General features: G+C 74.8%; 14 protein-coding genes. 5 read left to right on the top strand and 9 right to left on the bottom strand.

All coding sequences use genetic code 11. The annotated features are described in order from the left end of the window. Positions 1 to 169: 169 nt before the first annotated feature. From Val02_RS00005 to Val02_RS00030, 6 genes are all read right to left on the bottom strand, one after another. Positions 170 to 5,296, bottom strand: a complete 5,127-nt coding sequence (locus Val02_RS00005; RefSeq protein WP_203896723.1) for a diguanylate cyclase — start codon at positions 5,294 to 5,296, stop codon at positions 170 to 172. Between the two features lie 108 nt (positions 5,297 to 5,404). Beyond that, on the bottom strand, positions 5,405 to 10,504 hold the full coding sequence (locus tag Val02_RS00010) for an SAV_2336 N-terminal domain-related protein (protein WP_203896724.1): 5,100 nt from the start codon (positions 10,502 to 10,504) through the stop codon (positions 5,405 to 5,407). Continuing rightward, positions 10,494 to 11,462: an AAA family ATPase gene (locus Val02_RS00015; protein ID WP_239151117.1), complete on the bottom strand. Its 969-nt coding sequence runs from the start codon at positions 11,460 to 11,462 to the stop codon at positions 10,494 to 10,496. Before Val02_RS00015 ends, Val02_RS00010 begins: the two co-directional genes overlap by 11 nt. Beyond that, complete coding sequence (locus tag Val02_RS00020; RefSeq protein ID WP_203896725.1) at positions 11,459 to 13,087, bottom strand: VMAP-C domain-containing protein; 1,629 nt, start codon at positions 13,085 to 13,087, stop codon at positions 11,459 to 11,461. Before Val02_RS00020 ends, Val02_RS00015 begins: the two co-directional genes overlap by 4 nt. After that, the gene (locus Val02_RS00025; RefSeq protein WP_203896726.1) at positions 13,087 to 13,425 is read right to left on the bottom strand and encodes a CU044_2847 family protein; all 339 of its coding nucleotides are present in this window, start codon (positions 13,423 to 13,425) and stop codon (positions 13,087 to 13,089) included. The genes Val02_RS00020 and Val02_RS00025 overlap by 1 nt, the downstream gene beginning before the upstream one ends. A 48-nt stretch (positions 13,426 to 13,473) precedes the next feature. Continuing rightward, positions 13,474 to 16,050, bottom strand: a complete 2,577-nt coding sequence (locus tag Val02_RS00030) for an NPCBM/NEW2 domain-containing protein (protein WP_203896727.1) — start codon at positions 16,048 to 16,050, stop codon at positions 13,474 to 13,476. A 94-nt stretch (positions 16,051 to 16,144) separates the two neighbouring features. Between Val02_RS00030 and Val02_RS00035 the strand changes: the two genes are divergently transcribed. Further along, the gene (locus Val02_RS00035; protein WP_203896728.1) at positions 16,145 to 16,543 is read left to right on the top strand and encodes a hypothetical protein; all 399 of its coding nucleotides are present in this window, start codon (positions 16,145 to 16,147) and stop codon (positions 16,541 to 16,543) included. A 61-nt stretch (positions 16,544 to 16,604) separates the two neighbouring features. Here Val02_RS00035 and Val02_RS00040 read toward each other — a convergent pair whose 3' ends face one another. Beyond that, entirely contained in the window at positions 16,605 to 17,615 is a 1,011-nt protein-coding gene (locus Val02_RS00040; protein WP_203896729.1) for an NAD-dependent epimerase/dehydratase family protein, read from the bottom strand. A gap of 86 nt (positions 17,616 to 17,701) precedes the next feature. On the opposite strand from Val02_RS00040, the gene Val02_RS00045 reads away from it, so the two are divergent. Further along, positions 17,702 to 18,607, top strand: coding sequence for a helix-turn-helix transcriptional regulator (locus Val02_RS00045; RefSeq protein WP_203896730.1), 906 nt, complete (start codon positions 17,702 to 17,704; stop codon positions 18,605 to 18,607). Here Val02_RS00045 and Val02_RS00050 read toward each other — a convergent pair. Then, positions 18,526 to 19,227, bottom strand: a complete 702-nt coding sequence (locus Val02_RS00050; protein WP_203896731.1) for a hypothetical protein — start codon at positions 19,225 to 19,227, stop codon at positions 18,526 to 18,528. The two genes, Val02_RS00045 and Val02_RS00050, sit on opposite strands and share 82 nt — an antisense overlap. Before the next feature lie 142 nt (positions 19,228 to 19,369). Here Val02_RS00050 and Val02_RS00055 point away from each other — a divergent pair, with 142 nt between their 5' ends. The 3 genes from Val02_RS00055 to Val02_RS00065 all read left to right on the top strand — a co-directional run bounded on the left by Val02_RS00055 (position 19,370) and on the right by Val02_RS00065 (position 23,667). After that, complete coding sequence (locus Val02_RS00055) at positions 19,370 to 21,856, top strand: ABC transporter permease (protein ID WP_203896732.1); 2,487 nt, start codon at positions 19,370 to 19,372, stop codon at positions 21,854 to 21,856. Between the two features lie 66 nt (positions 21,857 to 21,922). Continuing rightward, a complete protein-coding gene (locus Val02_RS00060) occupies positions 21,923 to 23,041 on the top strand; it encodes a sensor histidine kinase (protein ID WP_203896733.1) in 1,119 nt (372 codons plus the stop codon). Then, positions 23,038 to 23,667: a response regulator gene (locus Val02_RS00065; protein WP_203896734.1), complete on the top strand. Its 630-nt coding sequence runs from the start codon at positions 23,038 to 23,040 to the stop codon at positions 23,665 to 23,667. The genes Val02_RS00060 and Val02_RS00065 overlap by 4 nt, the downstream gene beginning before the upstream one ends. A gap of 11 nt (positions 23,668 to 23,678) precedes the next feature. Here Val02_RS00065 and Val02_RS00070 read toward each other — a convergent pair whose 3' ends face one another. Next, positions 23,679 to 26,855, bottom strand: a complete 3,177-nt coding sequence (locus Val02_RS00070; protein ID WP_203896735.1) for a GH92 family glycosyl hydrolase — start codon at positions 26,853 to 26,855, stop codon at positions 23,679 to 23,681. Positions 26,856 to 26,930: the final 75 nt, after the last annotated feature.

A 26,930-nucleotide genomic window follows, 5' to 3' on the forward strand; every position in this document is an offset into this window, starting at 1 on the left:
CCCCGAATTCCTCCCACCCCCATACCTGGACCCGCAGAGACGGCCACGCCGCAACATCTACCACCGCCGCCCCTGACGGCGGCCGCGCATCGCACGCCAGGGATGTACGTCGGGCGCACTCCGCCCGGGCGGCACCGGATCTCGCGCTGGACCGAGCCCGGGTGAACACTCACGCCGGCAGGGTGGCGGCGCCCTCCCGCGACCCGTCGTCCCAGACCCTGTTCCGGCCCGCCTGCTTGGCCGCGTACAGCGCCTCGTCGGCCCGCGCCAGCACCGAGGCGAGATCCTCGGTCGCCCCGGCCCGTTCGGCCAGGCCCACGCTGATCGTCACGGTCACCGGCCCGGTGCGCGTCGGTACCGGAACGGCCGCCACCTTCTCGCGGATGCGTTCGGCGAGCACCCGGCCCGCCGCCCGGTCGGCCCCCGGCACGACGACCGCGAACTCCTCCCCGCCGTAGCGGCCGAGCAGGTCGACCTGGCGCAGTTCGGCTCGCATGCGTTGGGCCACCTCGCGGATGACGTCGTCGCCGGAGGGGTGGCCGTAGGTGTCGTTCACCCGCTTGAAGTGGTCGACGTCGAGCATCATCGCGACGATCGGGCGGTCGTAGCGGGTGGCGGCGGCGACCTCCCGTTCGGCCAGCTCGAAGAGGTGCCGCCGGTTGGCGACGCCGGTCAGTTCGTCCTTGGTCGCCAGTTCGCGGACGCGGGCGAAGAGGCTGGCGTTGACGTAGGCGGTCATGCCCTGGGCGACGACCGCGCCGGCGACCTCCAGCTCGTCGTCGAGGCGTTCGGCCGCGGCGGAGGCGACGATCAGCACACCGAGATCGGCGTTGCGCGAACGCAGGGGCAGCGCCGCCCAGGCCGCCGCTTCCGGCGCGCGCTCGGCCAGGTCCCCCGGCAGCGGCGGATCCGTCGTCGGGCCGGCCGTCGCGAGCAGGGGGCCGAGGGCGGGATCGTCGGGCGTCGGACGTTCGACCAAGGTCCCGTCGGCGGCGAGGTGGCCGACGACCGTGTCCTGCCCGCGGACGGCGACCAGCCACACACCCTGGTTGCTGACCACGGCCCCGGCCCAGTGGATCAGCCTGGCCAGGACGGTCGCCGGGTCCAGGGTGTCGCTCATCGCCTCGAACGCGGCCCGCAGCCGGTCGGCCAGGTCCCGCTGCCGCTGCGCGACCTGCACCGAGATCTCCAGCTGGGCGGTGCGGGCGGTCTCCAGGGCGACGGCGATGTGGCCGGCGAGCGCGTTGAGCGTGCCCGCGTCGGCGGCGCTGAACAGCCCCTTCGCGACCTTGCTGTCCAGGTACACGACGCCGAGCAGGCGGTCGTCGAGCAGCAGCGGCGCGATCATGATCGAGCGCAGGCCGTGCAGCACCACGCTCTGCGCGCCGAGCGCCGCGCCCTCGTCCGTGCCGGTCACCACCAGCGGCTCGCGGCCGAGCCGGACCTTCTCCACGAGGCTGGTGCTGTAGCCGGAGAGCTCGCCGATGTCGTTGCCGGCGGCGTCCCGCCCGAGGTGCGGCACGAGCCGGTCGTCCGACGGGGCGGTCAGGAAGAGGTGGGCGCGGTCCGCGTGCAGCAGCCGGATGATCTCGTCGAGCGCCACCCGCGCGAGCCGGTCCGGGTCGAGGACCCGCGACGCCGCGGCGCTGAGATGTTCCAGGGCGCGTAGCCGCCGCCGGTCGTCGCCGACCGATCCGGGGGAACTGGACGCGTGCGCGCTCGACGCATGACGCCGGCCGCTCAGCAGCGACCCGAACTCGGCCGCCACCCAGCCGTGCCGGTGCGGCCAGCCCTCCTCCTCGGCGATCTCCAGCGCGGTGCGCACCTCGCGGATCGCCAGCCGGTCCGCCTCGAGCGCCACCAGCGCGCGGGCGCGCACCCGGGCCCGTTCGAACTCGATGAGCGGCGCCGGCGGCCGGTGCACCGCCACGTCGGCGCCGAGCACCGCCAGCGCGCGTTCCGGCCGCCCGGTCGCCACGAACAGGTCGGCCCGCACGCACGCGAGGTAGCTGCGCGCCGCCGGATCCTGGGCCGCCGTCGCCAGCCGCTTGACGGCGGCGCGGGCCTGGGCGAGGCGTTCGGCGCGGTCCGCGGCCTCCGTCGCGGCGCGGTACTGCGCGATCCGCCCGGTGGCGACGAGGCGCAGCGTGGCCCGCAGCGGCCGGCGCATCATCCGCGGGTGCCCGCCGACGGCTTCGTACGCGTCGGCCGCCTCGTCGAACGCGGTGCCGATCTCCTGCTGCTCCGACAGCACCTGGATGCGGGCCGCGGACGCGTAGATCTGCACGGTGCGGCCGTTCGCGCCGCCGAGGTCGCGGTCGAGGGCCTCCAGGTCGCGGGCCGCGTCGGCGAGCCGGCCCTGCGCCGCGGCGCCCACCACGGGGATCAGCGACAGCGCCGACAGTTCTCCCGATCCGGTCACCATCCGTCGTCGGGCGAGGTCGGCCACCCGGGCGGCCTCGGCGTTGCGGCCCTGGTTGACCGCGTCGACGGCCAGCGCGAACGCGCCCTCCGAGTAGGTGCCGACGTCCAGGAAACGACCGTGTTCGGACAGGGCGCGCGCCACCGGCGCCGCGGGGCCGGTGCCGAGGATGTACTCCGACAGGGCCCGGCCGTAGATGGTCAGGGCCCGCAGCCCCGGTTCGGTCACCGCCGGGTCGGCGTTCATCCGGTCGAACGCCGACCGCGCGACCCCTCGCATCCGCAGCACGTTCGCGAAGATGCCGAGCAGGTACTGGCCCTGCGCGTACGGCTTGCCGTGGCCCAGCCGGTTGCCCCAGTAGATCGCCCGCACGCCGTAGCCCAGCCACAGGTCGATCCGTCCTTCGAGGCCGGACAGGTTGAAGCCGCGCGTGTACAGGTCGGCGGCGAGTTCGCGGCGGCGGCGTTCGGTGCCCTGCAGCGAACTCGACCCGAGGCCGAGCAGCTGCGTGAACACCACCCCGAAGATCATCACGAAGGTCGTCACGAGCAGGACCGAACGCCGTCGCGGCATCCGCACGCCCAGTTCGGCGAGTCCGCGGCGCAGCGTCGCCGAACCGTCGAGCACCCGCCAGCCGGCCCAGCACACGTCGGAGAGCGTCACGAGCAGTTCGGCGCGGCGCAGCGGGTCGTTCTCGAGTTCGACCGCCTCCTCCAGCACGGCCGCCGCGTCCCCGAACCGGCCGACGTGCATCAGCGCCGTTCCGAGGTCGTGCAGCAGGGCCACCGACGGCGCCCCGGCCAGCTCACGCGCCCGCCCGAGGAACGTCACCGCGTCCGCCGGGGCGTTGCCGCGCAGCGCCAGTTCGCCCGCCGCCACGTAGGCCGGGAGGGCCCGGGTCGCCGGCACGGCCGCACCCGCCGCCAGATAGTGCCGCGCGATCGCGAACACCCGTTCCGGCGGCGGCTCCTCGACGGTCGACAGCGCGTCGGCGATCGCCAGATGGGTCGCCTCGACGGTCGGCCGGTCCAGCCGCGCGGCGAGCGCGTCCCGCAACCCGACGTGCAGGAACGCGTACCCGCCCCCGGCGCGCTGCTCCACCAGCCCGAGCCGCACCGCCTCGCGCAGCGCCGCCCGCACGTCGTCGGCCGGGCGGCCGAGCACCTCCGTCAGCACCTCCGGCGCCACGTCCGAACCGGCGACGGCGGCCGTCGCGAGCACCGCCACGGAGGGTTCGCTGAGCGCGTCGAGCCGGGACAGCAGTAGGCCGAGGGCGTCCTGGGGGAGGGCCAGCGCGTCCAGCCCGGCCTCGTCGAGGACCCAGCGCCCCCAGAACGGCCGCACCAGTCCGGCGTCGGCCACCGCCCGCAGGTACTCGCGCACCACGAACGGGTTGCCGCGGCTGCGCGTCACCAGGTGCTTGGTCAGCGCGTCGTCGGGCTGCGTGCCGGGCAGCAGCGCGCAGACGAGCGCGGCGACGTCCCCGACGGCGAGCGGGCCGATCGCCAGTTCCATATCGGGATCGGCGATGGCGGACGGCTCGCGACCGGCGACGACGACCAGCAACGGCGCCCCGTCCGCGTCGTCCGCGAGATGGCCCAGGACGCGCCGCGACGCCGGGTCGAGCCAGTCCGCGTCGTCGAGCGCGAGCAGCAGCCCGTCCCCCTCGCGGGCCAGCGCCACCAGGAAGTCCGCGACCGTCGACGCGAACTGCTCCTCCGGCGGCCCGGCCGGCCCGAGCACCGCCGCCAGCCCCTCGGAGAACGCCGCCAGCACCGGCCCGGACGCCCCCGCGCACGCCCGGATCCGCTCGTGCGTGCGCGCCCGCGCGCCCGCCGGCAGCGCGTCGACCTGCCGCAGCCACCCGTCGAACGCCCGCCGCAGCGGCCCCATCGGCACCGGGTCGTCCCGGGTGCCCGAGCCGCACAGCACGATCCCCTGCGCCCGTTCCGTCAACTCCCGCAGCAGGCGGCTCTTGCCGAACCCGCTGCCGCCGTGCAGCGCGACCGTGCCGCCGGCGCCCTGCTTCGCCGCCTCCCACCGCTCCCGCAGGGCGGCGGTCTCCTGCGCGCGGCCGACGATCTGTTCCCGCCGGTGCCGGTGCGGCCGGCCGGTCAGCTCGGCGATGAGATCCGTGCCCGTCTGGTACCGGTCGTCCGGTTCCTTCGCCAGCAGGCGCATGATCGCCGCGACCAGCTTCGGCGGCGCGTCGGGCACCAGCGCGGCCAGGTCCGGGGGCGGCACGACGGCGTGCATGTGCAGCAGTTCGCCCACGTCCGGCCCCGCGAACGGCGGCCGCCCGGCCAGGCACTCGTACAGCACCACGCCGAGGGAGTACAGGTCGGAGCGCGCGTCGACGGCGCGCCGCAGCGTGCCGGACTGTTCGGGCGCCGAGTACACAAGCGTCCCGACCGCCACGTCCGAACCGTCCGCCACCTCCCGCGCCGCCATCCCGAAGTCGATCAGACGGAACCGCCCGTCGGTGCGGACCATCACGTTGCCCGGCTTCACGTCCCGGTGCACCAGCCCGGCCCGGTGCAGCGCCGACAGCGGGTCGGCGAGGTCGAGCGCGAGGGCGGTGACCTGGTCGGCCGGCATCGGCCCGCCGTCCAGCAGCCGCGCCAGTGAACGCCCCTCCACCAGGTCCATCACCAGGAACGGCCGCCCGTCGCGCACCCCCACCTCGTGCACCGCCACGAGATCGGGGTGGTGCACGCCGGCCAGCAGCGCCGCCTCGCGGCACAACGCCGTCGTCGCCGCGTCCGGGTCGGCCGACTCGCGGTCGATCACCTTCAGCGCGTACGTGCCGCCGTCGGCGATCCGCCGCACCCGGAGCACGGTGGCGTCGGCGCCGCTGCCGAGTTCGCTCAGCACCTCATAACCCGGAAAGCCGGGCGCCCCGGTCGGGCGTCCGGCAGGTCCGGCGCGATGGTCCACGTGCTCCCCATCGGGTGCGGCGCGTCCGATCTGAGGGCGTCCGGCTCACCCGCTGTTCTCGCGTTCCAGCATCGCCCCGAACTCCGTCGCGTCGACCGGGTCCCCGAAGAACGGCCCCTCCGCCCAGTCGCACCCCCACGCGGCCAGCAGCTCCCGCTGACGCGGGCGGGACACGCCCTCGGCGAGGGTGAGCCGGCCGCGCTCGGCGGCGGAACCGATCAGCGCGCGCACCGCCGTCGCCTCGGTGTCCAGCACGCCGACCGACCGCCGCGCAACGGTGATCACGTCGACCGGCGGGGCATCGCCGCCGAACAGCGTTTCGGCGCCCTCGATCGCCACCCGGGCACCACCGGCCCGCAGCCGCGCGACCTCCGCCGCGAACCGGCCGCGCGGCATCACCGTCGGCGGGGTGAGGCGCAGCACCAGCCACCCGTCGGGCGGCGGGACCAGGCCGGCTTCCTGGGCCACCGCACCGCCCGGCAGGTCCATCACCAGGGCGACGGCGTGCCCGGCGGCCCGCCACCCGGAGAGCGCGTCGAGCGCACCGCCGACCGCACCGGCCACGAAGCGCCACAGGTGCCGCGAGCGCTCCAGCGCCCCGAGGAACGCCCCCGGACTGTGCGGGCCGCGTTCGGGGTGCCGCCACCGGACCACCGCCAGGGCGGCGGCGGTGCGACCGGCGCGCAGGTCGACGACCGGCCGGTACGCGAGGTCGTAGTCGTCCGCGAGCAGGGTCCGGTCGACCTCGGCCTGGAAGCTGGGTGGCACCGTGTAGGTGCGCGCGGTCGCCGAGTACAGCACCACGCCCACCCGGTTCTCGTCGGCCTGCGCGACGGCGGCCGCGGCCCGGCGGCGCAGTTCGACGCTGTCGTGCACCCCGACCGAGACGGCGATCCCGACACTCACCAGCGGCGCGAACTGCTCCCCGCCCGCCTCGGTCGGCACGCTCAGCGCGGCCCGCAGCTCGTGCGCCCGGACCGTCGCCGCGTCGGCGCTGGTCGGCCGCGCCACCACGACCGCGAACTCGTCGGGCCACAGCGTGACCACCCGTTCGTGCGGCCCGGCCGCCGACGCCAGCCGGTCGGCGACCAGCCGCATGCCCTCCTCGTCGATCGGCACCGTCCGGGAGTCCGCCGCCCGCCGCATCCCCGAGACGTGCAGGTACATCAGCGCCGGCCCGGGATCGGTGTGCGCGGCGAGCGCGGCCTCCAGTTCGGTGGCGAGCGCCTCCGCGCCGACCAGCGGTGCCGTGCGGCGGAACACTGCGGGCGCCCGCGGTGCGCGGAAGAGGGCCAGGTAGGCGAAGTGGCCCGTCGGGCCGGCCAGTGCGATCGCGCGCGGTGCGAATCCGGTCGTGTCGTCGACGAGCCCGTCGTGGAAGAGCGCGGAGGAGATGAGAACAGCCACCCGGGCGGCCGGGTCGGTGCGCAGGGCGGCGGTGAGTTCGCGGCTGTCGAGCATCGAGGTGGCCGCCGACTGCCCGTCCCGCTGGTCGACCAGCGCCACCGCGTAGCGCCGGTCCTCGGCGGCCAGCGGCATCAGCACCTCCCGCACGGCCGCGAGCGCGGCGGCGGCCGTGACGTGGGTCTGTTCCTCGGTGGGAACGCGCAGCGCGAACGCGTCGGGCGCCTGCACCTGCGGCCGCCCGTTCGAGCCGAGCCGCCGGGCGACCTCCGTCAGGGCCGTGTACAGGCGGTGTGCCGCCGCGGGGTGGTCGTCGCCGGGCACGCCGTCCTGGTGGGCGACCAGGATCACCTGCGGCGGGGCCGTCCGGGTGGCGCCGGGCGCGGGCACGTCGACCGCCAGCACGGGCGCGTCGGGGTCGTCTGCGCGCACGCGGGCGGTGCGGTTCTCCGCGACGTGCAGCGCCAGTCTGTGGATCTCCCGGGCGTTGCCGAAGTCCGGCGGCCGGTCCCGGTGCAGGGCCTCGACGGCGTCCCGCAGCGGTTGCGCCGCCTCGGGCGCCACCGCCAGCCGCCAGGTCCGCAGCGTGCGCATCAGGATGTCGAACAGCGCCCCCGGCCCGTAGTCGGCGAAGTCCACCCGGTGGAAGGACTCCAGGCCGGCCCGCCATGGCCAGCGGGCGGCGCGGTCGGTGGCCAGGACGACGGCGACCGGGTCGGTGGAGTCGGCGAGCCGGTCCAGGAGGGCGCGCAACTGTTCGTCGGGAATCAGGTGGGCGTCGTCGACGTACAGGAGCCCGTGCGACGCCCGGGAGACGGCGTCGGCCATGAGCGCGAGCGGATCGACGCCGGGCGCGACATCGGCGCGCGGCGGCAAGTCGGTGTTCGGCGGTAATTCGGTGTTCGGGGGTAGATCGGTGTTCGGGGGTAGATCGTTGTCTGGGGGCAGATCGGTGTCCGGCGGGAAGAGATCGGTGGCGTTCACGGGGACCGTGTGGCCGTCGCGCAGGACGCCGAGGTCGCGCAGGATCTCGGCGAGCAGGCGGGCGACGGTGCTCTTACCGGTGCCGCGGTTGCCGGTGAAGACGAACAGCGGCCGGCCGCCGCGGTCCGGCCGGCGCAGCACTCCGTCGAGCCGCTCGGCGACGTACCCCCGGCCGGAGAGCGCCATGAGTTGCCGGTAGGCGTCGGATTGCGCCAGCACGTCGCCCGGCCCGGTCGACCCGGGAAGCGCCGTCGCGGGACGGGGGAGGCGCAGGTCGAACAGGCGCACCGTGCCGTCCTCGCCGGCCGTGGCCAGCAGCATCGACCCTCCGGTGCCGGGCAGGACGGCCAGCGCCCGGATCGGGCCCGCGTGGCCGGTCGGATACACGCCGCGCACCACGCCGTCCGGTCCCCAGACCCGCACGTCCGCGTCGCCGCCGACGCTGGCGAACCCGCCGTCCGGCAGGGGACACAGCGCGCTGACCCGCCCGGCGTGGGCCGATCGGACCGTGGTGACCGACCCGTCGAACCAGGGCCCCCAGATCCGGATCGCCGTCCCGTGGGCGGTCACCGGCACCGGGCCGCGCGGGCCGTCGAGCACCGCGGCGGCGTCGGTCCGCGTCGAGCCCGGGAAGGAGCGCAGCCGCTTGCCCATCGGGCCGCCGGTCGCCCACACCGCGCCGCGGTGCGTGCCGATGACGACGAGGTCGTTCGGCTCCGGCTCGCCCGACGTCGCGACAGCGGTGATCCCGTCGTCGGTCCGCACCCCGGCCCGTTCGTAGTGGACGGTCTTCGGGATGTCGGCGATCAGCGGGAAGACCCAGTCGAGCACCGAGCCGCTGCGGCCGCCGGTGATGAGCCGGTTGCGCCCGTCGCGTCGGACCCGGGTGGCCATCGCCCCGATCTCCCGCCCGCGGCCCGTGTGCGCGCTGTCGCGGCGGACGCCCGTCGCCGGATCCCACATGCGCAGCGTGCCGTCGGCCGACGCGGACGCCAGCATCACCTGTCCACTGTGGACATACTCGGCGAGGGCGTTGACCGTTCCGGTGTGGCCGGTGAGCGGGTCGTGCAGCGGTGTGCCCGAACGGGGGTCCCACAGGCGGACCGTCCGATCGTCGCCGCCGGAGGCGAGCACGAGCGGCCCGACGTCACAGACGGCGAGGGCGTTCACCGGGCCGGTGTGGCCGGAAAGGACCGCGCGCGGGCGCCACCGCGGGATCGCGCCGGTGCCCCCGCCGTTGCCGATGCCCGGGTCCGCGGTGGGGTACAGCCTGCGCAGGGCCTCCGTGCTGATGAGGGCGAACGCCCCCGAGCCGAGCCGTTCCGCGCCGTCCCCCGTGGGCACCAGGGCGCGGAAGGCACGCGCCGTCACCCCGGCGTCGCGTTCGATCGCGGCCGACACGCGCATCAGCAGGTCCACGGTCGCCGTGGCGTCCGCGCGGGCCAGCCCGTCGAGCAGCGCGTCGCGCACCCCGGGCAGGAACGCGTACCGCCCGGCGGCCCCGCGCACCGGCGCCAGCAGTCCGCTGAGAACGACCTCGGCCAGATCGCCCGGCACCGAGCCGCCCAGCACGGAACGCTGGATCAGGCGCAGCACCGGCACCGCCGGCGTGGTCGTGGCGGCACACCGCATCAGCCGAACGGCGGCCGGCGAGGCCGTGGCCCGGAACCGCCGCACCCGTTCGCGGGCGGGCTCGTCACCGCCGGGGGCGCTCGACGCGGGCGGGACGGGACCCAGGTACGCCACCGCCGCGCACTCCACCGGCCGGCCGGTCGCGATCAGCCCCGCCCAGCCGGCGAACCACGACGGCGCCAGCTCCAGCACCGGCACGACGACGGCACCGGGACCGGGCGGGCGCATGCCGTCGTAGGGCGCGAAGCGTAGCCCGGTGTTCGCAACGCAGGGCGCCGGCGCCGACAGTTCGCCGACGGTGACGGGTGCGGCGGTGCGCTCCCAGAGGCGTTCGGGGAGGGGCTGCACGACGGCGACGGCGCCGTGCCGGGCCAGGCGGCGCACGAGCCGCGCGGCGGCGCCGGTGTGCCACGCCGGCCCCGAACAGTCGCTGGCGACCAGTGTCACCTGCCGCCGGTCGGCGCGCACGAGCGCGGACGGGTCCGGGGTGAGCATGGCCGGCCCGGCTGCCCGCCCCGGCCGGACGTGCTGTCCGGTGTCCAGCTCCCACACGGCGACGCTGCGGAACGTCCCGGACTCGGCCAGGGTCTGGCGCAGTTCGTCGAGGAGCTGGCGCCACATGGCCATGGACGGCCCGACGTCGAGAACGAGCGCGAGGTCGAGCCAGCGCTGCGGAGCGGGCCGCAGGACGGGCAGCCGGGAGCCGCCGTCGGCGATGCGGTCGGCGGTCGCCGGTTCGTCCACCGTGTAGCGCCGCCGGTCCGGCACGTGGCGGCGCAACGGCCGCAGTGCCCGCTGCAGCGCCAGCTTGCCGCCGAGGGCGGGCGCGGCCGGTGCGAGGATGGCGGTCGCGCCGCCGCCCTGTTCGACCCCGTCACCCGGGAGGCCGCCGTCGGGCAGGTGCAGCGGGGCGGCGGGCGGACCCGGCGGCGGGACCGCCGTGGAGACCGGAAGCTCCGGCGGAGCACTGTCGTCCACAGTGGACGGACCGGTGGACGGCACGGCGGGAGGGGCGGAGTCGGCGGGCGTGATGTGCCCGGCCAGCCAGACGAGTTCGGCCAGCTCCCGCTGGTGCAACTCGGCACCGCGCGCGGCGAGCACCGCCCGGAGCAGGTCAATCCGCATCGGGTTCGGGCAACGCCGACGACAGGTAGGGCATCAGGTCCTCGGCGAGGGCGTGCGGATCGGCCGCCCCGGTCGCCTGCGTCAGGTAGATGGCGTTGAGCAGCTGGTCGGTGGCGAGTTCCCCGGCCGAACGCCGCGCCAGGAACTGCTCGACGACCGCACCCGCCGCCGCCACGTGCTCGGGCAGGTGCGCGGCGACGATGGCGTTGAGTTCGGGGCCGGTGGGCTGGCGGATCTCCACGGTGATGCAGCGGCGCAGGAACGCCGGTGGGAACTCCCGCTCCCCGTTGCTGGTCATGATGACGAGCGGGAAGCTGTGGCACAGCACCTTCCCGCCGGTGATCTGCGCGCGCAGTTCGCCGCCCGCGTCGAGCACGGATGCGGTGGGCGTGTTGGCGCGCACCAGTTCGGGGATCTCGTAGGAGCCGTCCTCGAACGCCGTCAGCAGGTCGTTGGGCAGGTCCAGGTCGCTCTTGTCGATCTCGTCGATGAGCAGCACGCGCGGGCGGGACCAGGGCAGCAGCGCCGTGCCGAGCGGCCCGAGCCGCAGGAACCTGCCGAGATCCTCGCCGGCCCCCTGACCGGCCTCCTGCAGGCGGCTCAGCGGGTCGTACTGGTACAGCCCGTCGCGCAGGGTCGCCTGGCTGCTGATCGACCAGCGCAGCACCGGCCCGAGCCGCAGTTCGTGGGCGACGGCGTAGGCGAGGGTGGTCTTGCCGGTGCCGGGCGGCCCGGTGACGAGCAGCGGCCGGCGCAGGTACAGCGCGGCGTTGACCTGCTGCACGGTGCGGGCGTCGGGCCGGTAGGTGGTGGCCCGCACCACGTCGGAGTGCACTGTGGACGGTGGCGGCACCGGGCGCACCGGCCGCCCGAGGAACACCCGCCACGGCGGCGGTGCGGGCAGCGCGTCGACGCCGTCGTGCGGTTTGCCGCTACCCGTGTAGATCCCCCAACTCACGATGTACCCCCGAGGCCCAGGGTCGGTGCGGCGGTGCGGGGCAGCGGCGGCTCCCACAGCAGGGTCATCGGATCGCCGCCGTCGGGGCCCGCCTCGGCGCGCAGCGCGCAGGTGAGCGCGGGAAGCTCGGTCAGGCTCGGCAGCAACGAGATCCGGTCGGTGAGCCGACTGCGGAAGTGCCGTCCCGGACAGTCGTCCCCGTCGCAGTGCGCCGGGCAGGCGGCCCGCCGCCACAGCATCACCGGCATGCCGCTGTCGAAGCCGGCCCGCAGCGCGGGGTGCCGTTCGACCGGATCCGGCGGGGACGCGAGGGCGAGGACGGCGCGCTCCGCGCGCACGGCGAGCGTGGCGGCGAGGCGGGCGGCCTCGACGGCGTCGCGACAGCCGATCCAGTGCACGACGTCGCCGCCGCGGTCGAGGTGCGCCCACCGGCGGTCGTGCTCGCGGTCCGGTGCCTTGCGTTGGTAGCGCGCCAGGTCCCGGACCGTCACCGGGTGCCGCCAGCCGAGCTGGACGCTGCTGCCGCGCCGCTCGGCCCAGCTGTCGACCGGCAGCGACAGCCAGGCCCGCGGCAGCACGAACTCCACCGTCACCCGGCAGTCCGGCGGGACCCGTTCGTCGATGGCGTGCGGCAGCAGCTCCTCGACCCGGGCGCGCAGGCGGGCGGCGGTCACGACCTCGTGGCAGACCTCGGCGAGCGGCCGGCCGCCCGAGTAGAGCCGGATGCCCAGCAGCACCTTGCGCGGTCCGGCGCCGCTGCGCGAGACCTGCACGGAGACGGTCACCTCGCCGGGTGCCGCCGGCGGCGCGGCGAGCGCGGCCAGGAAGCGCTTCAGCAGATCCTCCGCGCGGTGCGGCGCGGCGAGCCGTTCGACGAGGTAGGCCGCGACGTCGTAGGCGCTGCGCGCACCGGCGAGGGCGGCCGGGTCGGGCTCGGCGTGATCGTCCCCGGTCGCGCTGCGCGCCGCCGCACGGGCCTTTTCCACGGGAACGTCGTCGAGCCCGGCCCGCAGCTCCCGATGCGCCGGGGCGGCCAGCGGCCCGAGCGGCAGCAGAGCGGCCAGCGGGGCCCAGTGCGCGCGCAGCCGCGCCGCGGTCAGCATGTGCCCGATGCGGTCCTGCCGGTCGGCCGCGGTCACCATGCCGACCACCTCGCCGGTGCCGGCGATCGTGACGGCCGCGCCGCTGTACCCCTTGCCGACCGCCGGCCCGAACGACTCGTCGCTGCGCAGCTGCGCCCACTCGCCCTGCACCAGGTAGGTCGGGAAGTCGACCTGAACGGTGGCGACGCGTTCGATGCCGTCGGCGGCGGGGAAGCCGACCACGTGCAGGACGGCCTTCGGCCTGGCCTCGAGCGCGCCGCAGGCGGCGAAGCGCGCCGGTGCGATGTCGACGGGGTCGTGCAGCCGCAGCACCGCCAGGTCGCCGTCGGGCTCGCCGCTGCGCCGCCACGGCCCGGTGAACTCCACGGTCGCCGGTATCGCGCCCAGCTCCCGCCGCGCCGGGAAGCGCACGTCGACCGCGTCGAGCCCCTCGACCACGTGCGCGGCGGTCAGCACCCGGTCGCGTTCGACCAGGAACCCGGCCCCGCCGGCCACCCGCGCCGGCCACTGCGCGGGAGCCATCAGGTCTCCGGTGAGCGCTGCGTTTCCGGGTCGCGCTGCCACGAGAGCTTGACGACGAAGTGACCCTCCACTGTGGACTTCGCGATGACGGCGCCGGCCTCGGCGTTCAGCCGGACGCCGAACTCGACCTCGATCCCGTCCGGGCGCAGGACCCCGTCACGGAAGACCCGCAGGGTGCTCTCGGCGGCCCCGCGCACGCTCGCCAGGGCGTTCTCCAGGTGCGCGGGGGCCTGCTCGACCACGCCGTCGCGGGAGGCCAGCCGGATGCCGGGCTCGTCCTCGGCCACCTCGACCACGACCGAACCGGAGCCCGTCTCGAACCGCAGCAGCTCGCTCATCGCTCGGTGACGCTACCCCTACCCAGCGCAGGTGACGAGTGTCGGATTCTAGGCACACGTGAGCCTTGCCTGGGCCCAGTCGGCGTGGTCGAAGTTGTCGTTGTCGCCGCCGTTGGTGACCCGCAGCGTCAGCTCCCGCACGCCGGTGACGTTGACGGTGAACTCCCGTGGCGCGTCGGCGCTGCGCAGCACCCCGGTGGTGCCGAGGGCCCGCCCGTCGCCGTTCACCTGGAACTCCACCGACCCCGACTGGGTCACCTCGTCGTCGATGCCCACGAGCGCGGTGAACCCGGTGCAGGAGCCGCCCAGCCACAGCACGATCTCACCGGGCGCGTGCGTGCCGACCCCCTTCGCGTACACCACCCCGTCCATCGTCATCGGGTGGCCGTCGCCGGCCGCGTTCTCCCCGTTGGAACGGTCCCGCTCGACCGGCCCGTAGCCGTTGAACTCGCGCAGGAACGGCAGGTCGCTCACGAACGGCGTCCCGGTCGGCACCGGCGGCGGCACGAACACGCGCACCGCCTGCTCCACGTGCACGACCCGCTCCTCGTGGGTGTACTCCGCCACGACCGGCAGCTCATGGTCGCCCGCCGGCACGTTCGCCGGAACGCTCACCCGCCACGTCCCGGTGAGCGACTTGCCGCCGCGGAGCGCCCGCGCCGTGACGGCATCGCCGTCGACCGTCCACCCGTCGGGCGCCTGCGGCGCCAGCCGCACGTCGCGCAGCGGCCCGCCGGACGGCAGCGCGAACGTCGCCGTCACCTCGAAGCTCTCCCCGCCGTCGACGTCGACCGACGCCGGCGTCACGGCCAGGGTCGTGGCCGGCGCGCGCCGCACCGGCCGGTCGCAGGTGGACACTCCGGTGTAGGCGCACAGGACGGTGACGAAGCCGCCGTTGGCCCGTTCGGGGACGGCGAGCGTGTCGGTGTGGCGCACGATCCGGGTCTCCCGCACCAGCCCGTGGTCGCCGTCGCGCAACGTCTCGGCGAGGAACCGCCCGGAGCCGAGGAAGCCCAGCGGCACCAGCACCGTGTGCGCCGCGACGGCCGAGATCCCGCCGACGAACCACCGGTCGCCGCCGCGCCGCGCGAGCACGGCCTCCCGCCCCGGTTCGCCGGTCACCAGGCGCGTCTCGTCCCACACGGTCGGCACCTGATCCAGCGTGCGCAGCGCCTCCGGCCGCACGTCGTACTGTTCCGGACGGTCGGCGAGGTGCTGCCAGCCCGACTCGTACACCACCGACAGCGCGACCTCGTGCGCCTCCGTGGTGTCCCGGTCGGTGACGCTCCAGGTGACCGGCGTGTAGTCCATCCCGCCGACGACGTTGCGGGTGAACGGGAACATCGTGTTGGTGCTCGCGCGGGTGTGCTGGTACTCGGCGCCGCGCACCGCCTCGACGGTCATCACGTGCGGCCACGTGCGCTGGAACCCGCGCGGGATCGAGGCGCCGTGGAAGTTCACCATGAGGCGGTTGGCGGCCGTGGCGGGCAGGATCGCGTCGTACCAGCGCCAGCGCGCCTGGGAGTCGGAGTCCATGAAGTCGAGCTTCACGCCGGCGACGCCCCACGACTTGACGCGCGGCAGGACGGTGTCGCGTTCGGCGGCGGTGTCGAGTGCGGTCCAGTGGAACCAGAGCAGGATGTCGACGCCGCGGGCGCGGGCGTAGCGGACCAGTTCCGGGACCCAGGAGGCGTTCCAGCCCTCGTCGACGAGCACGTAGGGCCAGCCGTTGCGGGCGGCGAAGTCGACGTACTGCCGCTGCCGCACCGGATCCGCCGGGCTGGCGTGCTCCGACAGCCAGGACCACCCGACGGTGCCGGGCCGCACCCAGGAGGTGTCCGGCAGCCTCGAGGGCGGTGCCAGGTCGTCGACCAGGGTCGAGGTGGTGACCGTGCCCAGGTCTCCCACGACGGCCACCCGCCAGGGCGTCGTGAGCGGTCCCGTCGCGCTGATCCGCGCGTCGGCCAGTTTCAGGGTGAACGTCGAGGAGTCGGCCGTCTTGGTGAGCCGGCCGCCGCTGTAGCGACCGTCCACATCGGACTCGGTGAGCAGCACGTAGTTGTCGCTGACCCGGAACAGGGCCGGGAAGCCGTAGTCGCGTGCCGTGGCGGCGCCGGCCGTGGTCTGTACCCGCGTCTCCTCGTAGTTGACGTTGTACGGCAGCAGCCAGGCGGGCGCGTCCTGCGGCAGGGTCCAGGCGGAGGCCTCCCGCGTGAGCGTTCCCTCGAAAACATAGCGGTAGGCGGCGCCCTCGGCGGAAACCCTTACCACGACGTCGATCCGGCGGCTCCCGGCGGTGAACGCGAACGTCGACTCGGACAGCGCGGTGTCGCGCGCGAGGCGCTTGCCGGTCGTCATCGTGTACTGCTCGCGCAGGTTCCGGTCGCTCCGCGACACGAACGCCAGCCCGCTGCTGAGGTCGGCCTCCTCGGTGACCACGCCCACGGGGGAGGGCGGGATCACCGTGTCGCCGCGCCGTTGCACCCCGAACGCCAGCCGGCCGTCGTCGAGCGCGAGCGTGGCGGCGACCTCCCCGGGCCCCTCGACGGTCCAGGTCGTCGCGGCCGGCGCCGGTGCGACGAGCCCGATTGCCGCGCCGACAACGGCGACGAGCACCAAATGCATGGATCCTCCTCGATGGAGGCGTCACCATATCAGCCCCGCCGTCCCGCGAACGCGTGTCGTGCGAACACGCCGGGACAAGCACTAGCGTCGATGCATGGAACGCCCACCGCCACCCGTCTTCGCCGCCGTGACCCTGCTCTCGGTGCTCGGCGGCCTGACCCTGCTGGCGATCGTGCTCGACCTGATGGCGTCCGCGGCCGGCGTGGTGACCGAACCGCAGGGCGGCCCGACGACGTGGAGCCCGCTGTTCGGCCTCTCCCTGCTCGCGCTGTGGGTCGCCCGCGGCCTGTGGCGCGGCCGGCGCGGCTTCCAGGTCATGGCGGTGCTCGGCAGCCTCTTCCTGCTCTGCCTCGGGCTGTCGCCGCTCGCCTACGCGTCGGAGATCGGGCTCGTCTGGCTGTACGCGGTGGTGCCGGTGGGGGCCGGGATCGCCGTGGCGGTGCTCGTGACGGCCCCGCCGGCGTCGCGCGCCTGGTTCCGCCGGGGGGCCTGAGGTTTCTTCGCCGCGTCCCGCTCTCCGGCCCCGTCCCGTGGGCCCCCCGAGGTGGCCCGGTTCAGACCAGGCCCAGGGCCACCAGGCTGCGGCCGGTGTCGGCGACGGTGTCGGCGGCCGGCCGGGTCCGCCAGCCGAGCGTCCGCTCGACGTGCCCGGCGTCCAGGTGCGAACGGCGGTCGAGGTTCGGCCGCAGCTGCCGCAGCTCCGCGTTGACGTGCGCGCCGGTCCGCACGATCCAGTTGGGCAGCGCCCGCCGCGGCACCTTCCGGGCGGCCTCGCCGAGCCGCTCCCGCAGCACCTCGGCCATCTCGGACAGCCAGAGGAACTCGCCCGCCGCGATGAAGCGCTGCCCGGCGGCGCCCGCGGCGCTCAGCGCCTCGGCGTGCAGGACGGCGAGGTCGCGCACGTCGACGACCGCGTAGCCGATGCGTGGCAGCAGCGGCATCCGGCCGGCCAGCATCAGCCGGATCAGGCCGACCGACGGCGCGTAGTCGCCGTCCAGCGCGGGCCCCTGGATGTTCGCGGGCAGGATCGTCACCAGCTCCGGCCCGTCCGGCCAGCCGCCGACCAGGTCCCACGCGTCCCGCTCGGCGAGCGTCTTGGCCCGCGGATACACAAACTCGGGCCGGTCCGGCAGGTCGGTCCAGACGCTCTCGTCGGCGGGCGCGTCGGGCCGCGCCGGCATCGCGGCCGCGGTGGACGAGGTGAGCACGACCCGCCGCACCCCGGCCCGCCGCGCGGCCTCGAGGACCCGTCGGGTGCCCTCCCGCGCCGGCCGGATCACGTCGGTCCCGCGGAACTCACCGATCGGCATCGGGGACGCCGTGTGCACCACGTACGCCACCCCGTCGGCGGCCTCGGCCCAGCCGTCGTCGCGCAGCAGGTCGGCGGCGACGAACGACAGGTTGTCCCCGGGGTCGACCAGCCGCGCCACCCGGGCCCGCACGTCGTCCGACCGGCCGAGGTCCCGCACGCTCGCCCGCACCCGGTGGCCGCGCCGCAGCAGCTCCGCCGTGACGTATCCCGCCAGGAACCCCGAACCGCCGGTCACCAGCACCTCATCAGTCATGCGGCGACTGTCGTCCGGCCGGCGGGGGCGTATCCAGGGACTCCCGGTCCGCGGCTGGATCCGCCCCGGCCGCCTACGCTCGGGTGATGGACAAGAGGGACCTCGCGGCGTTCCTGCGCGGCAAGCGCGAACGGCTGCGCCCCGCCGACGTCGGGTTGCCGGCCGGCGCCCGGCGGCGCACCCCGGGACTGCGCCGCGAGGAGGTGGCCCAGCTGGCGCTCATCTCCGTCGACCACTACAGCCGGCTGGAACAGGCCCGCGGCCGGCACCCGTCGCGCGCCGTGCTGCAGAACATCGCCCGGGCGCTGCGGCTGTCCACCCAGGAGCGCGCCCACCTGTTCCGGCTCGCCGGCCACGCGGCACCCGACGCCGCCGCCCGCCCCTCCGACGCGGTCGCCGAGGGCACCCGACGGCTGCTCGACCGGATCGGCGACGCCGGCGTCATCGTGTTCAACGGCGGCTGCGAGGTGCTCGCGTGGAACCCGCTGGCGGCGGCCATGTTCGAGGACTTCGCCGCGCTCGGCGCGCACGACCGCAACATCGTGCGCCGCTACTTCCTGGACCCCGCCGGCGGCCGGTACGGCATCGCGGCCGCGCGGCGCTTCGCCGGCACGGCCGTCAGCTACCTGCGCCTCGCCGCGACCCGCTACCCGAACGACCCCGGGATCACCGCGCTGATCCGCGACCTGCGGGCCGGCAGCGCCGAGTTCGCCGCGCTGTGGGAGAGCCAGGAGCTGCACGTCGAACGGCACAGCGAGGAGATCGTCGACCATCCCACGGTCGGCCGGCTCACGCTCGACTTCGAGATCCTGTCGCTGCCGGAGCAGGACCAGCAGGTGGTGATGTTCACGGCCGAGCCGGACTCGCCGACGCACCGCGCCCTGGAACTCCTGCGCGTGATCGGTGCGCTTCAGTCGGCCGACGCGGCCCGGGCGAGCGCCTTGTCCAGCACCGCCGACAGCAGCGCGGGGTCGCCGTCGCCCGTCTCGTAGCCGGTGTCGGCGAGCACCACGACCACGTCGCCGGTGCGCGCCACCAGAACGGGCACCTTCTGCCGCCCCGGCGTGTCGGCGTACTGCACCGGCCGGTCCACGAACAGGCGCAGCACGTCCCCGCTGGAGTCGAGGCCCCACCGCCGGTCGCCCTCGCCGGTGGGGCAGCGGCCCAGTTCCTCCAGCACCTCGGCCTGATACGCCTGAGCGCCCCCCGGCCGGAACGTCATCACCAGCTCGAACAGCCCCGCCACCGGCACCTTGCGCCCGGTCAGGTCCTCGTCCGTGACGGCGTAGTGCACCCGCGCGGCGGCGAGCCGCTGAGCGTCGCTCGCGCCGCCCTTGCCGCACGGCCGGGGCGGCCGCAGGAACTCGTCCTGCCGGCCGGCGTTCGCCAGGCGGTTCGCCCCGCCGAGATCCTCGGGGCGCAGCATCGCGGACTCGGGAATGGTGGTGCCCTCCTCGTCCTCGGACGAGGGCGAGGCCGATGAGGGCGCCGGCGAGGTGGACACCGCCGGGGCGGCGTTCTGCGGCGTGCGGTTCGGTTCGGCGTTCCCGCCGCAGGCGGTGAGCGCGGCCGCCGCGCAGAACGCCGTGAGGAGCCATGCGGTACGCGCCATACGTCCGATCGTTCCCGGACGACCCCGGGGCGAAACCGTCCGCGCGGAGGAGACGGCCCGCGGCCGTGGTACCGGGGGAGGAGCGCTTTGGGAAACCTCGCGACGACGCGACCGCCCCGGTGGCGCACCTAGCGTCGAGCGCATGCTTCGTGCCGTCCTGTCCGGAATCCGGCCCCGCCGCCTGGTGCCGACCGTCATCGCCGTCCTGCTCGCGGTGGGCTTCGTCGTGGGGACGTTCGTCTTCGGCGACACCACCCGCGCCGCGCTCGTCGACGGGTACGCCCGCACCTCGCGCGGGGTCGACGTCGCGGTGAGCGCCGCGCCGGACGGCCGCCTCCCACTGTCCACAGTGGACGACGTCCGGGCCGTCCCGGGCGTGACCTCCGCCGCGGGCCGGATGCGCGAGCCGCTGCCCCTCCTGGACCGCGCCGGGCGCCTCGTCAGCGGCCTCGCCGGTCCCGGCTACGCCGTCGACGTCAGCCCCGGCTTCGGCGCGTCCACCGGCCGCCTCCCCTCGGCCCCCGGCGAGGCGGCGATCGACCGGAACACCGCCGGGAAGACCGGCTACCGCGTCGGCGACGAGATCACCGTGCTGGACACCGCCGAACGGCCGCAGCGCCGGCGACTCGTCGGCGTCGCCGACCTGACGACCGCGCTCGACAGCACGGCACCCGATGGCGTGTACCCGATCGTGGTGCTGGCCCGCGACGACCTCGTGCGGCTGACCGGATCCACCGGCCTGCGCGAGGTGGTGGCGGCGGTCGACGGCGACCCGGCCGCGGTGCGCGCCGCGCTGCCCGTGCCGCCCGGCGGCAGAACACGCACCGGCGACGAACTGCGCCACGACCTGGCGGAGAAGGCGTTCAGCCGGATCGACCTGGTGCTGCTGGCGCTGCGGCTCTTCGGCGCGGTGGCGGCGCTGGTGGCCGGGTTCGTCAGCCACAACACGTTCACCATCCTGGTGGCGCAGCGGATCCGCGAGACGGCCCTGCTGCGCTGCGTCGGTGCCGGGCGGGCGCAGGTGTTCCGGCTGGTGCTCGCGGAGGCGGCGGTGGTCGGTGTCGCCGGGGTGGTGCCGGGCCTGCTCGTCGGGATCGCCGTGGGCGCCGGGCTGTACGCGGGCGTGACCCGCCTCTCCGACGGCGGCATCGCGCCGCACTCCCCGGTGGTGACGGCGGTGCCGGTGGTGCTCGCGGTGCTGCTGGGCCTCGCGCTGCCGTTGGCCGCGGCGCTGTTGCCGGCGTGGCGGGCCACCCGCGTGCCGCCGGTGGCGGCCCTGCGGATCGAGCCGCTCGGGCGGTCCCGGCCGCGGTGGCCGCTCGTCGTTCTCGCCCTCCTCGCCTTCCTCGGGGGAACGGCACTGACGGCGCGTTCCTGGCGGGCCGACTCCGCCGAGACGGCGCTGGTGATCGTGATCGCCGGCGGGGCGCTCAACTTCGTCGCCCTGCTGCTGCTCTCGCCCCTGCTCGTCGGCCGGCTGGTGGCGCTTCTCGGCTGGCTGCCCGGCCGGCTGTTCGGGGTGCCGGCCCGCCTCGCCACCGAGAACGCCCGCCGCAACCCCGGCCGCACCGCCCCCACCGCGGCCGCGCTGCTGATCGGCATCACGATGATGGCCGGCGGCAGCACCATCGCCGCATCGCTCACCCGCACCGGCGAGGAACAGCTGAACCTGGCGTTCCCGGTCGACTACATGCTCACCCCGGCCGAGGTGGGCCGGGGCGCCACGCAGGTCCCGGCGGCGGCGGTGTCCGCGCTGCGGGCGGATCCCGCGTTCGACCTCGTGGCCGGGGTCCGGCTGGGCACCACCCCGTCGGGGATGCTCGTCGGCAGCATCGACCCCGCCGCGTTCGGAACGGCGTTCCGCCCCCAGGTGACGGCCGGCAGCCTCGCCGACCTGAAGCCCGGTGGCGCCGTCCTGGCGGCCTCCTCGGACCTGCTGCGCGGCAAGACCGTGGGCGACCCGGTCGACGTGGCCGGCCCGGACGGCACGGCGCGCCGCGTCACCGTCGTGGCGGTGGTGCAGAGTTCCAGCCGGGTGGGCGACATCGTCGTGACGGCCGACGACTTCGCCGCGGTCTTCCCGCAGGCCGCGGGGGAGTCCATGGTGCTGGTGCGGGCCCGCACCGCCGGCGCCCCCGCCCGCGAACGCCTCGACGCCGCGCTGCGCGAGTTCCCCCTCGTGGACGTGCGGGATCTCGCGGAGGTGCGGGAGCAGGACCGGGCCCAGATCCAGCAGCTCGTCGCGATCGTGGCCGCGCTGCTGGCGGTGACGCTGGTGATCGCGCTCGTCGGCATCGCCAACACGCTCTCCCTGTCGGTGCTCGAACGCACCCGCGAGTCGGCGCTGGTGCGCGCGCTCGGGCTGACCCGGCGACAGCTCGCGGCGACGCTCGTCGTCGAGGCGCTGCTGATGGCGGGTGTCGGCGCGGTGGTGGGCGTGGCGTACGGGATCGGGTACGGCTGGCTCACGATGAAGGCCGCGTTCGGCAACATCGAACCCGTCCTCACCATCCCGTACGCGCAACTGGCCCTGGTGGTGCTCGTGGCGGCCGCGGCCGGGGTGACGGCCTCGCTCCTCCCCGCGCGCCGCGCCGCCCGGTCCACGGTGGTCGCCGCCCTGTCGGACTGACGCGGGGATCGTGGCCTAGCCTCCTAGGATGGACTACGGGACGTGACGCTGATCTACCGTGAAGTCGTGCGAGCACGGCTCTTCGACGCGGGCGTGTGCGCCGGCATCGCGTTCCTCGCGTGGGGCGAGCGGGGCAGCGGTCCCGTCGTGTACGCGATCGGCCTCGCGATGGCGGCCGCCCTGCTGGCCCGGCGGCGCTTCCCGGTCGCCACGGCGGCGGTGGTGTACCTGCTCGCGCCGCTGCACCTGTTCGCGGGCGGGACGGTGCGCGCCTACGACCTCGCCGTGCTCGTGGCGATGTACTCCGTCGTGAAGTACGCCGAACGGCTGCTGTGGGGGATCCTGGCCGGCGTCGGCGCCGCGATCGGCGTGCTGATCGTGTGCATCCTCGTCCCGCGCTTCTTCTGGTCGCTTCCGATCCTGTACGGGGCGGCGTCGCTGGCCGCCTGGTTCACCGCGTACGCCGTGCGGACCAGGCACCTGTACGTCGCCGCGCTGGAGGAACGCGCCGCCACCCTGGAACGCGAGCGCGACTACCTCGGTCGCCTGGCCGCCGCCGACGTGCGGGCGGACGTCGCGCGCGAACTGCACGACGTGGTGGCGCACAGCCTCAGCGTGATGATCGTGCAGGCCGACGGGGCGCGGTACGCGCTGGGGCGTTCCCCCGAGAACGTCCCGGGAGCGCTCGACACGATCGCGGCGACGGGCCGCGACGCGCTGGAGGACATGCGGCGCATCGTGGAGGTCCTCCGCGACGGGCAGGGGGAGGAGCGCGACGGGGACCGGCGCAGGGCCGGGATCGCCGAGCTGGACACCCTCGTGGCCCGCGCGGAGGCGGCCGGGCTGCGCATCGCGCGGCGCACCGAGGGGGAGCCGGTGCCGCTGACCGCCGCCGAGGAGCTGACCGCCTACCGCATCGTGCAGGAGTCGCTGACGAACGTCCTGCGCCACGCCGGCCCGCACACGGGCGTCGAGGTCGTCCTGTCCTACATGGACGGTGGACTGTCCATTGTGGTCGCCGACGACGGCCCGGCGCGATCACCGGCACCCGAGGGGTGTGAGGGGCACGGTATCCGGGGCATGCGGGAGCGGGCCGCCGTCCACGGTGGAACGTTCGCCGCCGGGCCGCGTTTCGAGGGCGGGTGGCGCGTCGAGGCGCTGCTGCCGCTGAAGGCGAAGCCGTGATCCGGGTCGTGGTCGTCGACGACCAGGAACTCGTGCGCGCCGGCCTGCGCATGATCCTGACCGCGCAGGACGACATGACGGTGGTGGGGGAGGCCGGCGACGGGGCCGCCGCGCTGCGCCTGCTCCGGCACACCGCCGCCGACGTCGTGGTGATGGACCTGCGGATGCCGGTCATGGACGGCATCGCGGCCACCCGGGAGATCCGTGGCCCGCGGGTGCTGGCCCTGACGACGTTCGACACCGACGCGGACGCCTTCGCGGCGCTGCAGGCCGGGGCGAGCGGCTTCCTGCTGAAGAACGTTCCCCCGGAGGAACTGCTGTCCGCGATCCGGATCGTCGCGGCGGGCGAGGCGGTGGTCGCGCCCCGGATCACGAGGCTGTTGCTGGACCGCTTCGCCGGACAGCTCGTGCGGCGCCCGGACACGCCGCTGTCGGCGCTCACCGACCGCGAACGCGAGGTGTTTCTGCTCATCGCGCAGGGGTTGTCGAACACGGAGATCGCGCAGACCATGCATCTCGCGGAGACGACGGTGAAGACGCACGTGGGGCGGGTGCTGGCCAAGCTCGAACTGCGCGACCGGGTGCAGGCGGTGGTGCTGGCCTACCGCACGGGGCTCGTCCGGTAGGCCAGCGTTCCTCAGCCGTTGACCTCCAGCTCGTAGATGCGGGCGGCCTGGTCGGTGTTCTGCGTCGGGGTGACGATGCTCAGCATCACGTACCGCGCGGTGGCGTCCACTGTGGACGAACTGACGTTCGCCGTGTTGCCGCGCACCTGGGACAGCGGCGTCCAGGTGCCGCCGTCGTTCGACACGAGCAGGTCGTAGTCGCGGGTGTTCCAGGCGGTGTCCTCGCCACCGTCACCGGCGTGGTGCACCACGACCGAGGTGAACCGCTGGGCGGCGCCCAGGTCCACGTACATCCACTTGTTCGTGCCGCCGGAGCACCACTTGTCGGCGTTGCCGCCGGAGACGGTGCCGTTGACCGCCTTCTCCGGCCCCTCCGTGGTGGCGCACTGCGAGTCGGCCGACGTCGGGCGGTCCTGCGCGAGGTTGCCGGCCGCGCGCACGCCGCCGTAGACCTCGAACTCGTAGATACGCGCCGCGCCGTCGCCGTTGTTGGTCGGCGTGCTGACGTCGAGGCGCACGTAGCGGGCGTTGCGGGCGGCGATCTGGTGCACGGTGCGGCTGGAGCGCCGCCCGCTGACGTTCACCGCCTGCGTGAACGTGTTCCCGTCCAGGCTGGTCGAGACGGTGAACGCGCCGGTGTTCCACCCGGTGGTCTCGCCGCCGAGGCCGGCGTGCTTGAGCACGAAGGCGGAGACGTTCTGCGTGCTGCCGAGGTCGACCGTGAGGAACTTGCTGGCGGCCGTGGAGCACCATTTGCTGTTGCCGGCGAGCGTGCCGTCGACCGCCTTCGCCGCCGACTCGTTGGCGTTGCAGGTCGCCGACGACGTGGTCGCCTTGCCCTGGGCCAGGTTGGTGCCGAGGTCGGCGGGCGTGCCGGGCTGCGTGGCGCCGTCGGTGAACGACGGGGGCACGTCGCCCGCGCCCGTTCCCCACGCCGACGGCGAGGTGCCCATCGTGTAGCCGATCGTGGCGCCGGCCCCGATGTCGGTGTAGCGCAGGTAGTTGCGCGTGACGGCGGTGCCGTTCAGGGAAAGGCCCTGCACGTACTGCGCGGTGGCGCTGCCGCCGTTGACGGTGATGTTGCCGCCGCTGCGGAAGATCGTCACCGACGGGAACTGTCCACCGTGGACGGCGAGGGTGTCGGCGCCCGGCGTGACCGGGTACATGCCCAGCGCGCCCCAGACGTACCAGGCCGACGTGGCCCCGAGGTCGTCGTTGCCCGGCAGCCCGCCGGCCCCCGTGGTGAACGACTCCGCCATGACGCGGCGCACCGCGCTGGAGGCGCCGGCCGGCTTGCGGGCGAAGTGGTACGTCCACGGCACGCTGTGCTCGGGTTCGTTGCCGATGTAGAAGTACGGGCGGGACAGGCCGCCGTTCAGTTCGGTGAAGTGGTGGTCGAGCCGCTGGGCCGCCGCCGTCGGGCCGCCCATCAGGTTGACGACGCCGCCGAGGTTGTGCGGCACCATCCAGGTGTACTGGGCGGCGTTCCCCTCGACGTAGGGCGACTCCTGGGCCGGGTTCAGCGGCCACGGCCACGTGCCGCCGCTGTTGCGCGGGTGGATGTAGGCCGACTCGTCGTTCCAGATGTTGCGCCAGTACTGGGCGCGGGTCATCGCCGAGTTGTAGGTGGCCGTGTCGCCGAGCCCCTTGGCGAACTGCGCCACGGCGAAGTCCGACGCGGCGTACTCGAGCGTGTCCGACGGGTCGCCGGGGATGAACCTGTTCGACTCGTAGGTGCCCTGGCGGCCGCGGATGGGCGAGCCCTGCGTGGTGCCGCCGGCGATGGCCTTCTTCATGAGGGCCAGCGCGGCGGCGGTGTCGTAGTCGCGCACGCCGAACGCGTAGGCGCTGGAGACGACGATCGGGCCGGGGTCGCCGGTCATCACGAAGTCCTCGTTGGTCTGCTGGGACCACTTCGGCAGGAGGCCGCCCTGCTGGCCGTCGAGCACCATCGACTTGACGATGTCGGTCATCACGTCGGGCGCGATGAGGGCCACGAGCGACGCCCAGGAACGGTAGATGTCCCAGCCGGAGTAGTTCTGGTACACCGGGTGCGAGGCCGAGTGCACCGCGTTGTCGAACCCGCGGTACTGCCCGTTGGTGTCGCTGGCGACGTTGGGGTTCTGCAGCACGTGGTAGAGCGCCGTGTAGAACTTCTGCAGGTCGGTGGTTGACCCGCCGGTGACCTGGATCCGGTTCAGCGCGGTGTTCCACGCGGCGTCGGCGTTCGCCCGGACGGTGTCGAACGCGGCGATCTCGGCGTTGAGGTTGGCGGTGGCGCCGGCGACGCTGACGAACGAGAGCGCGACGGTGGCGTTCACGGTCGGGTTGCCGCTCGTGTCGAAGGTGACGTAGGCGCCGGTGTTGGTGCCGCTCGTGCTCGCGGAGCCGGCGGTGACGGCGCCGCCGTTCCAGGTGCCGAAGCCGCTGGGCGTCCGGTCGAAGCGGATCGCGAAGTAGATCTGGTACGTCTTGGAGGAGCCGCAGAAGCCGCCGGCGGTGACCGAACCGGTGAGCTGGCTGCCGTTGACGGTGACGGAGCCGCTGCGGTTGCCGGTGGCGCTGCGGCTGGTGTTGACCAGCACCCTGGCGGTGGTGGTGGCCGGGTAGGTGAGGCGCAGGGCGCCGGTGCGCTTGGTGGCGCTGAGTTCGGCGTTGACGCCGTACTTGTCGAGCCGGTTGCGGTAGTAGCCGGCGGCGGCGCTCTCGTTGGACTTCGTGTACGCGGAGGCGTATCCGGTCCAGCCGGTGCCGGGGGAGGTGCCGATGGCGCCGGTGATCGGCAGGATGCCGAGATCCTCGTTGTTCGGGCAGCCCGCGCCGTTGAAGTGGGTGAGGCTGAACTCCTCGATGGTGCGGTCCCGGTCGCGGTAGCCCGACGGCGAGGCGGTGGGCGTGTCGGGGCTGAACTGCGTCATGCCGAACGGCACGGTCGCGCCGGGGAACGTGCTGCCGCCCGCACCGCCGCCGACCGGGTTCGGCGAGTTGCTGTCGTCGGTGCCGATGAGCGGGTTGACGTACTGGGTGAGGGCCAGGTCGGCGGCGTGGGCCGCGGAGTTGGGCGTGGCAACGGTGCCGATTGCGGCGGCGAATACGGTCGCGAGCAGCAAGGCGCGCAGCTTGCGAGCACCGCCGTCGCGAGCGATCGGGCAGAGGGCCACGAGGGACACGGCGCGGGGTCGGGACATGCGGTCTCCGTTCGGCTGGCCGTCGGGGGACGGGCCGGTGACGAGGGAGAGCGCTCTCGGAGTCTTTGTAGTGGT

Source organism: Virgisporangium aliadipatigenens (genome assembly GCF_016863615.1).
Classification (GTDB): domain Bacteria; phylum Actinomycetota; class Actinomycetes; order Mycobacteriales; family Micromonosporaceae; genus Virgisporangium; species Virgisporangium aliadipatigenens.